The sequence below is a fragment of the Psychrobacter glaciei genome (genome assembly GCF_014652895.1).
In the GTDB taxonomy this organism is placed as follows: Bacteria; Pseudomonadota; Gammaproteobacteria; order Pseudomonadales; family Moraxellaceae; genus Psychrobacter; species Psychrobacter glaciei.
The window spans coordinates 572,157-585,919 of the sequence record NZ_BMZR01000002.1 but is presented as its reverse complement, the minus strand read 5'-3'; the positions used below and the strand labels follow the sequence as shown (position 1 = coordinate 585,919).

The window sequence follows — 13,763 nt, the reverse complement described above, 5'->3', positions numbered from 1 at the left end:
TAAGTCGAATAAATCTTTAGCAATATTGATTTGGCATAGGGTGAACCCTGCAAACTAGCATTCTAAAAAGGACAAGACCATGACTATGGAAAATAATAACCGCACAGACAATCGAATTACCCAAGAAACAGACGGCCATATTTGCCTGATCGGGCTAAATCGTGCCGATAAACGCAACGCCTTTGACAGTCATATGATTGCACAGTTATCTGAAGCGCTCACTCGCTATGAAGATGATGATAATTTACGCTGTGCCTTAATATTTGCTCATGGAGATCATTTTACTGCAGGTCTGGATTTGGTCGAGCTGCAAGACAAGCTAAATGACGGTGTGTTTGAGTTTGACGATAACCAAATCGACCCGTGGGGCATTAGTGGGAAATTGCGTACTAAGCCTGTTGTGGTGGCAGTGAAAGGTACGTGCTTTACTGTGGCTATCGAGCTGATGCTTAATAGTGATGTGGTCATCGCTAGTGATAACTGCAACTTTGCCCAAATGGAAGTCCAGCGCGGCATCATGCCATTTGGCGGTGCGACGGTACGTTTTGTCGCAGCAGCAGGCTGGCAAAAAGCCATGCCGTATCTACTTACTGGTAAGGCATTTGATGCGCAAACGGCTGATAGACTGAATTTGGTCAGCGAAGTGGTGGCTAATGGGTCTGAGTACGATCGGGCATTGACGTTGGCAGAAGAGATTTGTAAAGCCGCGCCTTTAGGTGTGAGAGGTGCTTTATCTTCAGCGCAAGATGCCAGTCGCAATGGGGCTGCAACTGCATTGGCGAATATCCATAGTTATCTGCCGCCGCTGTTTCATTCAGAAGATGCGAAAGAGGGTGTGATGGCGATGGTTGAAAGGCGTGAGGCTGAGTTTAAGGGGAGGTAAGATAACCCTTTGATTGAATGAGGAATATAGCAAAATCTATATTTCTCATTCAATCAAATCATACAATATTAAATGCAGTACAAATTTTCTCATGCATATCTCTTAATTCTTTTCTTATAGTATCAAAATCTTCAAGATAAATTCTTCTTTCAATCGTATTTGCATTATCTTCATAATATATTAAATAGTAAGTATGAGGTTTAGTTTCGCATTTTCGTTCATCCTGATGCATTAGTCCATTTCTTATCTTGCGAATCTCGTGTAATTTATTTATATCGACATTCGTAAAATTATACTTATATTTTTGTCTATTTAAGCAACTTATTGCTGGACTAAAATCTAACTCATTATTAAACTCGTTTTTTAGATAAGAATGTATTTGAGAGGTTAGCTGGGCATAAAAACCTCTCATTGTATTCATTTCTTCACGACTTGAAATTATATAGTCAATAACACTTAATATACTACCTCGCCAGTCAACATTGCGATCAGATGAACGACTGACGAATGTAAACCTAGTAAATAAGCCTGGATCTTTTTTATCTTTTAGATGATGTATTAATCTATCAATAATTACATCTTGAGTTGATCCAGTATATAAAATAAAATCGCATAGGAACTTTGAATGCAGGGCTAAATAAAGCTCGATACCATCATTTGCATGCTCTTGTTGGACAGTATTACCACTATTACCTAGATTATTATCGCTTAAATACAAATCGTATCTATTAACATCCAAATTAGATTCATCTCGATAAAAATCTTCTAAACTCTTATATAATTTGGGCTTAGGATTGAGCCCTTTACTTATTATCTTCTTATTTATTCTATCTTCGAGTTCTTTCACACGCCTTTGTCTACTTGATCTTTTAAGATCATCATCGACTATAATATAGTTAAAATCCAAACGCATAAAGAAATCCTAAGACTATTTCAAAATAGTAAAACATACTAATTTATTTGTATTTTCAGCTGTAACTTGAAAATCGATATCAAGTAAAAAACTTTTTACTTGAGATAACCCTATTCCTGTGCCATTTTTTTTCGTAGAAAAACCTAACTCAAATATCGTTTCCACAAGTGATTCATCAATGAGTTCAGAATCACTAGTTATTTCAAGGCGATTTTTATAGTAAGTAAAATCTATGAAAGAAGCTCCATGTTCAAAAGCATTTCTATAAAAATTCTCAATCATCATTACTAAGTCAGTATGACTTGAGTCTATTAACCATTCACTTTTATCATCTGCCATTATATTACAGCTAGATTTAAAGTTATCATAGTAAGTGCGTCTACCACCTTTATTTAAATACCAGTCTGTAATTTCGTACCAATTAATAATATCTGGTGCTTTCAAATCAAAATTAGTACCTAGAAGTAGATATCTAAACACTTCCATTTCTAGCTTCGTTGATCTAATACCTTCTATAGCACTAAGGAATTTTTCTTTATCACTTTCCTCAATATTTTTTTTAATATCTAAAAGATCATCTAACGCATAATCTAAATTTTCAGCCAATATTGTAAAATGATGAGTTATTTGTTCTCCATAAGAAACCCCATCGCGTTTTTCAACTAAATTCTTATTTTGAGCTTCAAGTAGATCTGCTTTACGCTCAGTTTTAACAGCTTTCTTCCCGGTTTCAGTGTTCTCTTTTTTTAAGTCTCTAATTTGCTTACTCAGAGTTTTAGTATCATCATCTAATTTATTTTTGTCTGGCTTAGGGTTGTTAATACTTTCAGAAATACGCTCAATTATTTTTTCAGGTTTGTTTTTTTCAAAATCCAACTCCGAATTAAAACTCAAAACTTTAAAATTATCTCTAGAAATATACTTTTTAAAATTGTTTTTTTCATTTTCTTTTATATCAACATCTTCTAAATGCACTTCCTTTCCAGACTTCTTAATCTCTCCCCAGTTTATTAGCTGAACATAGCGTTCAAGAGGTCTTTGTATGAAATCCATGTAAAACTCTTCGAGAGTTTTGAAGTAACCATTTTCAATGAAGCCATTACTTCTTGAAGAAGTCTCTTTAAATAGATTCTTACTATCTTTTATACTGATAAAACCTATAAGCTCACGTGTAGCTAAATAGCGACTATAACCCTGAGTTTTCCTTAAGTTTAAACCAAAAATATCATAGTGCTCTTCGCCGTAAGGACTAACATGAAACCCGTTACGGTAGACAAATATATTACCGTAATTTACAGGTTGTATACCCATACGCCTCGTAAATGTAGATTTAGCACTAGTAGTTAGGTAGTTTACCGAGATTTCTATTTCATCAACATGCGTTAAAATTGAATCATCTGATTTCTCAACTATATATACTAGATTTCCTCTATCATGCAACGCAATAGTAGTTTTATATTCCCCTTCATTTGAGCGGTTTATAGACGCAGTTATATTAATACTTTTTTCTTTGAGTACGTTTGCAATGTTACTATAAATAAGGTTAGATTTATTAAGGTTGTACTTTTGGTTCAATATGAATATATTGACACCACAATAGATATCTAAATCATCATCTTCAATAAATGGATTCTTCAACCGTCTTAGTTTTTCGGTAACACCGTCTAACTGTTCCTCTGTCCAAGTATTTCTAAGATTTGAAATTTCAATAATTGTATAGCTATCTATATTAGAACGAGATAACTGACTACTTTCTTTATACTCAACGCTAACATCTTCAAATAGTGTTTTAAGATCTCTGTCAAAATCATCCCAATTTACAGTTAATTGATGCTCAATATTTTCATAGTTAACCTTCGTACGTATAGTGATGACTGAACCTAAACTATCGCTAGAAAACCTACCTATTCCTTTTGAACCAACTAGAACACGGTTTTTGATCTCTCTGAAGCTATTTTTATCAGCATCTTCTTCTTCAAGAGAACCTTCTTGTTTATCTGAGTAGGCGAGTCTAAGCCATTTATTGTCTAAATCATCCTTAGACATTCCGACACCATTGTCGACAATGTAAATCTTTCCATCATCTAATGAGCCAATACCTTCTGCAGAATCATTAGAAGTGTTAAAAGAGACAATTACTTCCGTAGCTCTAGCATCGTAGCTGTTTTTAACGAGCTCAAATATGGCAACATAACGATCCGTTATTAAGTCTTTACCGACAATACTCTTAATACCAGAACTTGTTTTAAACTTCATCCAACAACTCCTTTGAAGCTACTTCGCTATTTTTAGTATCAATTGATTTAGACTTAACTAAACAGGCCATTATTTCATTACCAATTGCTTTGGCTAAGAGTGGTGGAACAGCATTACCTACAAGCGTATATTGAGGAGTCTCAATTTTGCGTCTACTTCCACCAGTTGTACGCTTTCCTAAAAATTCAAAGCTATCATCAAATGACTGAAGTCGGGCCATTTCTCGAACCGTCATGATTCTATTTTTCTTATAATGAACCAAGTCGTCTGGTAAGGTTAATACAGTTGGTGAAGGTTGTTCAGCTATGATTTTTTTACAGTTATTCTTTTTGGTAGCTAGTTTTTTTGCCTTTTCAGACGAGAGACGGCCGAGCATATTGCGAATATTTTCGCCTGGCTTTAGAATCTTAAATCGCTCGGTCACAATCGCGGTATGTCGGCTAGCTTCATGATTGTGAAGAGATGTCGCTTCAATTGTTTTTCCATCTATATTTGGTGTTCTACCTTGTCTAGAATCTAATTGATAGCTTGAGGTAGCAGACTTATTGTATTGTAAAACCTTTTTACCTATATCAATACTCTCTAAATCTTCAATAGCGGATTGAGCGGAATTCAAATAGTCTAATGTTGGCTCTGGATGTTTTAATTTAGGATAGACATCATCTCTTGTCCCTAAAAATATCACCCTCATACGTTTCTGAGGTACGCCGTACTGACTGGCGTCCATAACTTTACGTACTACATGTGAGTAGCCAATATGCTTAAATTCTTTCTCTAGAATTGTAGTTAGCTTCTCGTTCTGATAGGTATCTGCTAGCCCATCAAAAATACTAAGTTCAGATGATAGAATACCTAATACATTCTCCATTACGAAATACTTAGGTTTAACGGTTTCAAGTACTTCAATATAGCTATGAATTAGTTTATTTCGAGTGTCGTTTTCGTCTCGTCTTCCAGCTAAGCTAAATCCTTGGCATGGTGGCCCACCTGTCACTACATCAATGTTGTTTATATCGTTACCAAGAAAATTATTTAAATTTTCTGATATTTTCAATTCATTGATATCACCTTGAAAAAAATTAATATCGTGGCCTAACTGTTTATGACGGTTTGTATATGTTTCTTTGGCTTGCTCACTGATATCACTTGCATAAGGTATGACAAAACCAGCCTGAAGAAAGCCTTCAGCCATTCCGCCCGCACCTGAGAATAAATCTAGCACTTTAAATGACATTTAGACGCCTGTTTTATGAACAATATTAAAGTAATATAGAGATTATATGAATTAAGGCGCTATTAGTACACGGTTTAATTCAATATTTCGCTATATTGTCAAGCATGTCACAAAATTAGTTTTTAGTCCAGGAGGTTGGTACAAATGTAGTTAGCAGTTTCGATCACGACAGCTATAAGCAAGAATATGATGTAACCGCTAGCCCTGACAGTAGCGGCTATCCTGCTTGAATAGGCGTGTTGCGAAGGCTAGGTTTTGGGGCGGTCTCGTGACCAAACAGGAATGACCCAAACCGTTGCCGCGCCACGCCTATTCAAGCAGATAATAGCGGATGGCAGGATTGGCTCCCACTTCATAGTAGCTCTGATAACCACGAAATCTAACGCAGCACTTCAAAATACCATCAAGCAAACCAAACATACCAACCAAAAAAACCTCGCAATCGCGAGGTTTTCGTTTTATCTAGTATGACTGACTATAACTACACCAGCGTCAGTATTAACCACTCAACTATAATTATTTAGCTGATTTTTTATAGTAGTCAACCATCATAGTACCTAACGTGCCGTTGTCATCGATAGTGACGATTCTGACCGTGCCTGACTGTGAGGTCGTACTCGATTGCACCTGTCCAGCGCTGCCTAAGACGACTTGATTAGTCTTGGCTGCCATTGCTCCGTTACCGATAGCGATGCTATTCATGCCGCCAGCCATAGATTTATTGCCTAGAGCGACCGAGTTTGCACCTTGTGCGGCTGCCGCTTCTCCGACTGCGGTAGAGCGAACACCGCTAGCGTTGGCTATATGACCAAATGCTTGCGCGCGTTCGGCAGTGGCTTTTGACTGCCAACCGATAGAGGTTGAGCCTAGACCTGCGGCATTGGCTTCGCCGCCGACAGCGGTTGCGGAGTTTAGACCTGCATTGGCTTTGTTACCGACAGCGACGGTGTCATTGGTGCCACCAGCCATGGCGGCTTCACCGACTGCGGTAGAGCGAACACCGCTAGCATTGGCTAAGTGACCAAAGGCTTGCGCGCGTTCGGCAGTGGCTTTTGACTGCCAACCGATAGACGTTGAGCCTAGGCCTGCGGCATTGGCTTGACCACCGACAGCGGTTGCGGAGTTCAGACCTGCATTGGCCATATTACCGATAGCAACTGTGTCGTTAGTGCCGCTAGACATAGCACTATTGCCTAAAGTAATGGCAGTAAGGTTAGCGTTTGCCATCATTTGAGCGTTTGCAGTAACAGGTTGAGCCTCAGCGCCTGTTGCCATAGCAGTGCATGCAGAGGTCGCGGCAATGGCTAGGGTAAGCGCACTAATTTTTAGTGTTGATTGTAGTAGAAAGTCCATTTTCATGAGTAAATCCTTTTTAAAAGCCCAAAAGGCTGGTTGGTGTGATTAAAGAGTAGGTGCAGTAATAAGTAAAATAGACATACCGCAAGAAACCCCGCAATCGCGAGGTTTTATTGAGTTAAATAGCGATTGGTTGAGTCGATATTTTTGCGCCATTTACCAAGCGAAGGTTACTCCGCCACGTGCCCCGACTTTTCCAGTATCCAGACCAAATCCTGCACCCGCTGAGATCGTCATGCTGTCATTCACGCGTCCAGCAAATGAGGTGCTCAGTGCTGAGCCACTATTATAATAGCCTGTGCCAATGGTCATGGCGTAGCGTTTGCCTGAAGGAATGACTGGTGTCTCGAGCGCTAGCGCCATTGCGATACCGTCTTCCGCTTCATCTAAGCGATCTTCTTGACGGTTGTACTCGTTGCGCAAATCGTTAATTTGTCTCGCATTGCTAACTGAGGCTGTGCCTAAGTTGGCGACTTGAGCATCCGTGTTGGCTAGCTGGTTTGCAGTAGCCAAAGAGTTGACAGAGACGCTAGCGCCTAACGTGCCATTGGCATCGGTAGTGACTATGTTGGTTGCGCCTGACTGTGATCCTGTACTGGCCTGTAATTGACCGGCATTACCTAAGACGATTTGGTTGTCGCTTGCTGCTGTTGCACCATTACCGATAGCGATAGCATTTGCGCCGCTAGCACTAGATTTATTACCTACCGCTACAGAAGAATCACCTTGCGCTGCTGCCGCTTCGCCTACTGCCGTAGCGCGTACCCCTGTTGCTGATGCTAAGTGACCGAAAGCTTGCGCGCGTTCGGCGCTTGCAGTTGATTGCCAACCTACTGCGGTAGACCCTGCTTGAGTGGCTTGAGCTTGCGCACCGACAGCGGTTGAAGAAGTGCCAGAAGCAGTCGTCTGACGTACACCACTTCTGTCTCCACCAATCGCCACCCCGTCAAGGCCCGAAGCGACTGAGTTGTTACCGATAGCGATGGCGTTGTCTGACTCAGCGCTGGCCGCTTCACCGACTGCCGTTGAACGCAGGCCAGTCGCAGAGGCTAAGTGACCAAATGCTTGCGCGCGTTCGGCAGTGGCTTTTGACTGCCAACCGATAGAGGTAGAACCCAATCCTGCTGCATTGGCTTGACCACCGACTGCAGTGGCTGAGTTCATGCCTGCGTTTGCCGCGTTACCGATGGCGACAGTATCGTTGGTGCCACCTGCCACGGATTTATTACCTAACGCTACCGACGCTTCGCCTTGAGCAGCGGCTGCCTCACCAACTGCTGTAGAGCGTACACCGCTTGCATTGGCTAAATGACCGAATGCTTGCGCACGTTCGGCAGTTGCTTTTGACTGCCAACCGATAGAGGTTGCACCAGGACCTGTCGCTACTGACTCACCACCCACAGCAGTAGTAGAATTTCCTTGAGCACTAGCAGCAGCACCAATTGCTACAGCATCGTTACCATTGGCGTTTGAGCCAACACCATCTTCATCTAAGACTCCGTCGGCGTTTACGTCGTTGTTACCGCCAATAGCGATTGCACCATTGCCTGTAGCTGACGCATCTTCGCCAACAGCTACTGACTGAACACCGATTGCAGAAGTCTGGTGTCCAAGTGCTGTTGAGCGATTTCCTTGAGTAATAGCCTGCCAACCGATTGCGGTTGCGCCAGGGCCAGTCGCTTCTGATTCACCGCCTATGGCAGTCGTTGAATTGCCTGTTGCATTGGCTGTATCACCAATTGCCAAAGCGTCCGTACCATTGGCAATTGATTCATTACCGATGGCGGTAGAAAGGTTGGTTTGTGCGTCAGCATTTTCACCGATGGCAACTGAGCGGATTCCTTGGGCGGTCGCTAAGTGACCAACAGCCGTAGCACGCTCAACAGAAGAGGATTGCCAGCCAAGTGCGGTAGAACCTGGACCTGTCGCTACTGACTCACCACCCACAGCAGTAGTAGAATTGCCAGTTGCAACTGAGTCTGTACCCACAGCGAGCGCATCTATGCCCGTCGCAGCAGCGTTAACACCGCACTCTAGAGCGGTTGGATTGCCAGCATTTGTATTACAATTTGGGTTTGTGTCAGCGAAGGCAGAAACTGATACCAGTGTTGCTGCGGCAACTGCTAATGTGAGTGAGCTAAGCTTGAGTGCTGAGCGTTTTGAGAAGTCCATTTCCATAATTTTAATCCTTTTAAAAAAGCCATCTTTGGCTTAATAGGTGGTTTGATAAATCATCTTCCTTGGATTATCGACATGCTCTGATATAAATGATTTGATGATATATTAGAGTACGTTAATATGACTGTAACACTAATTTCTAACCATTATTTCACTAATAATATGGTTATTTTACCAAAGGTCGTTTAAGCCGATGAATAGATAATTACGGTTGAAAGAGGCTAAGACTGCTAGGGCGTGTCCTAATCATTCAAACAGTAAAGACAACGCCATTATCTAGACTATAATAAGTGACCACTATCTGTTAGGAGAATGTCAGTGCTATATAACTTTGATGAGATAATCGATAGGCGTGATACGGGGTCAGTCAAATGGCACTATACCGATGACACGATTCCACTGTGGGTGGCGGATATGGACTTTAAGGCTGCCCAGCCGATATTAAACGCGATTGAGAAAATTGCGCAGCATGGCATATTGGGCTATACCAAACCCACTGCGGCTTTGTATAAATCGATTATTGACTGGCATGGTAGTCGTTATGATTTGTGGTTGGATGAGCAGCATATTTTGTTCTCACCCGGTGTCGTGCCAAGCCTCGCACTGATGATGAGCGTATTTACTGAAGTAGGGGATGCGGTATTGGTCAATGATCCCATTTATACACCCTTTATGACTAAGGTGGAGCAAAACGGTCGCAAGCTGGTGACCTCTGCATTAAAAGAGATTGAGGGCAAATATCGCTTGGATTTGGCTGATATCGAAGCCAAGATAGTTGAGTACAAGGTTAAGCTGTATTTACTGTGCAATCCACACAATCCGGGCGGACGCGTGTGGTCGAGAGAGGAGCTAGAAGCGCTGCTGTCTATTTGCAAAAAATATAATGTGGCGATTGTCAGCGATGAGATTCATCAAGATTTAACCTTACAAGGTCACACATTCACGCCTTTTTTGACGCTAGCAAAAGATTATGAGCACAACGTAGTAAGCCTTACTTCTATGACCAAAACTTTTAATATCGCTGGTATTAAAGGCTCGATGATCTTTGCCAAAGATGAGGCATTACTCAGAAAAATCAGCGAGCAGCAGAACTTAAACGATGAATATGAACTGAATCTATTTGCTTATGCGGCTATGTGTAGTGCTTATGAACAGGGCGGTGAGTGGTTGGCACAGGCGCTGGCTTACATTGAGTCCAATATTGAATTAACGATTCACTTTTTAGAAGGGCATCTACCTAAGATTAAGGTTATGCGCCCAGAAGCCTCGTATTTAATCTGGCTAGATTGCTCGGCGTATGGTCAAGAGGATCAAGTGCTTTATGAAACGCTTAGAGACGCTAAAGTTGAGCTAAATTCTGGTATCAAATATGGTAATGAGGGACACCTTAAAATGCGTATTAACGTGGCCTGTCCTCAAGCGGTGTTGAGAGAAGGCTTGAACCGTATTTATACAGCCTTAAGTAGTGATGACAATTAAACAGCAACGCAAGCCATCACTCCTAATCAATATTAAGGTTAGGCTGACGCAGCCGTTTTATCTTATTTGGCAGGGTAGCCAGTGATGTCTTGAATGCTATGATACAAGGGCTGTAAGCGCTCGTACATCTTTAGATAGACTTCATTATACAAGCGCTTGTACAGCTGGACATTGGCATCAATGGGTAAGAATTTATCGCCCAAATGGGTCATCGCTTGTGTCGCAGTTAAATGGTCAGGATAAACGCCAAGACCTACCGCACAGTTGATGGCAGCGCCTAAGCCTGAGGCTTCATAAGTATGCGGTCGGTAGGCAGGCATGCCAAAAATATCTGCTGTGAGCTGCATGGCTGAGTCACTTTGGGAGCCGCCACCAGAGACGCGCAAGTGTTTGATGGGCTTGCCCGTGCGCTTCTCAATGGTATCAAAACCAAGCTTAAGCTCGTAGGCCAACCCTTCTAAGATAGCGCGGTAAACGTGCGCCCGCGTGTGCACATCGCCGAAGCCAATGAGCGCGCCTTTGCCCTCAAGCCCCGGATGACGAACACCGGGCGACCAATACGGCTGCATCATCAGACCCATAGACCCTGCTGGAATGTCTTTGACCGCTTGGTCGAGGAGTTTTTCGGTATCGATACCCTGAGTCTGCGCCAGCTGCTCCTCGTAGTGAGCAAACTGCTCTTTAAACCAGCTGACCATCCAAAAGCCACGATAGATCATATACTCATGGTTGTAATAGTTTGGCGCGGCGGCGGTGTAGGCGGGCATGTGCTTGAGGACTTCGACGTAATCGGTAGAGATGGTGTTAATAGTGGCAGTGGTACCAAAGCTTAAGCAGGCCGTGTCGGTAGCGAGACCCGCTGCCCCTAGAGCTTCGCAAGCTTTATCGCTGGCGGCAGCAATCATCGGTGTACCCTGTAGAATACCTGTGGCCTCGGCGGCTTGAACATTAATTTGACCGAGCTTTTGACCGGGCGAGATAATTTTGGGCATTTGATCAGGGGTACAACTGAATAAGCGCCATTTGAGATCTGTGGGTTTTAGCCACTTTTGTGCTTTAAAGTTATAAGGCAGGTAGCCGACGGAGTGACCTGTCGAATCAGCGAGTTCACCAGTGAGCTGATAGGTGAGGTAGGCGGAGAGATTGACATAGTGCGCAGTCTTCGCCCAGATTTCAGGCTCGTTTTGCGCGAGCCAATTACAGCGCGCTTTTTGCTGCGCCTCGGAGACTAGCTCGCCCATGCCAATGATTTTGGTCAATGGACTTAGGAAACCAATATCATTGGTCTCAGCGCGGCGCAAATCCATCCATACGATAGCAGGGCGCAGCGGCTGTTTATTCTTATCCAAGCATATCATCGTATAGCGCTGGGTCGCGAGACTGACACCGGCGATTTGTGCTGGGGTGACATCGCAGCTTTGCCATAATTGCTGGCAGGCCTCGCTGAGCTTTTGCCAATAATAGTCGGCATGTTGCTCGGCATAGTTGGGCTGCTTAGAGAAATACGGCTCGATAGGCACACGGGCTTTGGCGATCTCAGTGCCGAATTGATCAAAGATAAGTGCTCTGACGCTTTGGGTGCCGTTATCGATAGCTAAGAAATAAATCGGGTCATCAAGGTTCGTGGTCATAGTCGTCCTTAACTATGTAGTAATGTAATAGAGATATAGCTCATTTAGAGTATGTGGCGCTGGTGGCATGCTACTGGGAAAAATTTTCCTTGCTTGTTGTGCCTACGCAGACAGAGGCTGCAAAAAATTTACCCAAGCAGCACTAATTTTCATCTACATTCAACGAAGCGCTAAGCCGCAGGCAGATGATAATAGCGTTGCCATAATTGTTGATAACGCTCTGCTTCTTGCTGCCACCTTTGCTCATTCCAGCCCAGCTCCTCTTGGCAGATTGGCTTCAATCTGGCGCTAATCAATGGCGTCATTGCGCCATGCGGTAGTATTAAACCTAAGCGCGTGCGCCGCAATAGTAAGTCATCTAAATGAATCACTTGCTCATAATGCGCGGCAAATCGAATCTCCGCCCAAATGGTATTGCTATCGGTGACGTAAGCTAAGTCTTCGTCATGTGCCAGCTCAAGCAAGCTGTCAAGTTGCCGGCCATAAAACCCTTGTAAGCGCTGTTGTAAAGGTTTTGGTAAAGTCGCAAATTTAGGATTGGTTGGGATTTGATTGCTAAAAACTTGATCGCTGTCTAGGTTGTTGTTTTGAATAACTGATTCATCAAGGGCGAGCACTTCTTGACACTTTTTAAGGACATCAAGCGCAATGAGGCGAAAGGTCGTGAGCTTACCACCGCTGACGGTCACTAGGTTATTATCCAACCACACGCTATGGTCGCGCTTTTCTTTGCTCGGACTGACGCGCTTACCATCGCCGCCTTCTGATATCAGCGGACGCACGCCTGCCCAAGTGCTGATCACATCCTCTCGGTTTAGGTTGACGTCATCAAAGAGATCATTGGTCGCGGTCAATAGATAATCCACCTCTTCGCTGGTGATGCCGACCTCTTCATCGCCTAACGGTGGATGATCCAAATCGGTGGTACCAAGGACGGTGCGGTTTTCCCAAGGGAAGACAAAAACTGCTCTTTTATCGACAGGGTGCAAAAAGGTATAGGCTTGCGTAAGCGGTAAACGCTCTTGGCTGACCACCAAATGACTGCCGCGAGACGGACGAATTTGCTTATTAAAGGTTTGTTCGGTTTGTTGGCTGGCTTGCATCCGTAGCGTATCTGCCCAAGCGCCCGTCGCACTGACGACGACTTTGGCATGAACGTTATAAGTTTGAGCGTTGTTAGCTATAGAATTTGAATCAGCGGTATCTTTTAGCGCTGCACCTATTACTAAGCCCTGCTCATTAGTGAGTAACGTCTCAGCTTTTAAATAGTTAATCGCCTGCGCACCGTCATGTATGGCCTCGTCCAGCACGCGCATCACGAGCCGCGAGTCATCGGTCACGGCATCACTAAACTGACTGGCACCCAAAAAATTATTTTGCTTGATATGAGGATTCAGACGCAAAAAAGCGTCCTTTTTAAAGTAGGTAAAATAGCGCTTGCCTGCCAGCTTATCGTAGACGCGAAGCAAAGTATTAAATATCCATGGCGGCGGGAACTTGCCTTTATAATGCGGCATGACGAAATGCATCTCGTTGACCAAGCCGCCAGCCTCACTCAGCATGCGCTCACGTTCACGCACGCTAAGCAAAGTCGTTTTATAGTCGCCTGATGCGATGTAGCGCAGCCCACCATGTACCATTTTACTAGAGCGGCTGGACGTGCCCCAAGCAAAGTCTTTTTGTTCGATAAGTAATACCGCCAAGCCGCGCCGCGCTGCTTCGCGGGCAATCCCAGCACCAGTAATACCGCCGCCAATAATGAGCATATCCCAAGGTTCTGAACGTGATAGAGCGGCTAAAGCTTGTTGGCGTTGTTTGGTTTGGTTCATAGAT

General features: G+C 43.4%; 9 protein-coding genes. 2 read left to right on the top strand and 7 right to left on the bottom strand.

The window, feature by feature from the left end; all coding sequences use genetic code 11:
* Positions 1 to 79: 79 nt before the first annotated feature.
* Positions 80 to 883 carry a crotonase/enoyl-CoA hydratase family protein gene (locus tag IE130_RS07235; RefSeq protein WP_189583859.1) on the top strand — a complete coding sequence of 268 codons (804 nt, stop codon included), beginning with the start codon at positions 80 to 82 and terminating at the stop codon, positions 881 to 883.
* A gap of 58 nt (positions 884 to 941) precedes the next feature.
* Here the strand turns inward: IE130_RS07235 and IE130_RS07230 are convergent, their stop codons facing one another.
* The 5 genes from IE130_RS07230 to IE130_RS14200 form a co-directional block, all read right to left on the bottom strand.
* Positions 942 to 1,796, bottom strand: coding sequence for a hypothetical protein (locus tag IE130_RS07230; RefSeq protein WP_189583856.1), 855 nt, complete (start codon positions 1,794 to 1,796; stop codon positions 942 to 944).
* A gap of 15 nt (positions 1,797 to 1,811) precedes the next feature.
* Positions 1,812 to 4,052 (bottom strand): ATP-binding protein, encoded by a 2,241-nt coding sequence (locus IE130_RS07225; protein ID WP_189583853.1) that lies wholly within the window; start codon positions 4,050 to 4,052, stop codon positions 1,812 to 1,814.
* Positions 4,042 to 5,286 carry a DNA cytosine methyltransferase gene (locus tag IE130_RS07220; RefSeq protein WP_189583850.1) on the bottom strand — a complete coding sequence of 415 codons (1,245 nt, stop codon included), beginning with the start codon at positions 5,284 to 5,286 and terminating at the stop codon, positions 4,042 to 4,044. Before IE130_RS07220 ends, IE130_RS07225 begins: the two co-directional genes overlap by 11 nt.
* A gap of 516 nt (positions 5,287 to 5,802) precedes the next feature.
* Entirely contained in the window at positions 5,803 to 6,645 is an 843-nt protein-coding gene (locus tag IE130_RS07215; protein WP_189583847.1) for a hypothetical protein, read from the bottom strand.
* Between the two features lie 153 nt (positions 6,646 to 6,798).
* Complete coding sequence (locus IE130_RS14200) at positions 6,799 to 8,820, bottom strand: YadA-like family protein (protein ID WP_201574449.1); 2,022 nt, start codon at positions 8,818 to 8,820, stop codon at positions 6,799 to 6,801.
* Positions 8,821 to 9,132: 312 nt separating this feature from the next.
* On the opposite strand from IE130_RS14200, the gene IE130_RS07190 reads away from it, so the two are divergent.
* Positions 9,133 to 10,299 carry a MalY/PatB family protein gene (locus IE130_RS07190; RefSeq protein WP_189583844.1) on the top strand — a complete coding sequence of 389 codons (1,167 nt, stop codon included), beginning with the start codon at positions 9,133 to 9,135 and terminating at the stop codon, positions 10,297 to 10,299.
* Between the two features lie 62 nt (positions 10,300 to 10,361).
* Here the strand turns inward: IE130_RS07190 and IE130_RS07185 are convergent, their stop codons facing one another.
* On the bottom strand, positions 10,362 to 11,930 hold the full coding sequence (locus tag IE130_RS07185; protein ID WP_189583841.1) for an FGGY-family carbohydrate kinase: 1,569 nt from the start codon (positions 11,928 to 11,930) through the stop codon (positions 10,362 to 10,364).
* Positions 11,931 to 12,100: 170 nt separating this feature from the next.
* Positions 12,101 to 13,759: a glycerol-3-phosphate dehydrogenase/oxidase gene (locus tag IE130_RS07180; protein ID WP_189583838.1), complete on the bottom strand. Its 1,659-nt coding sequence runs from the start codon at positions 13,757 to 13,759 to the stop codon at positions 12,101 to 12,103.
* Positions 13,760 to 13,763 lie beyond the last annotated feature (4 nt).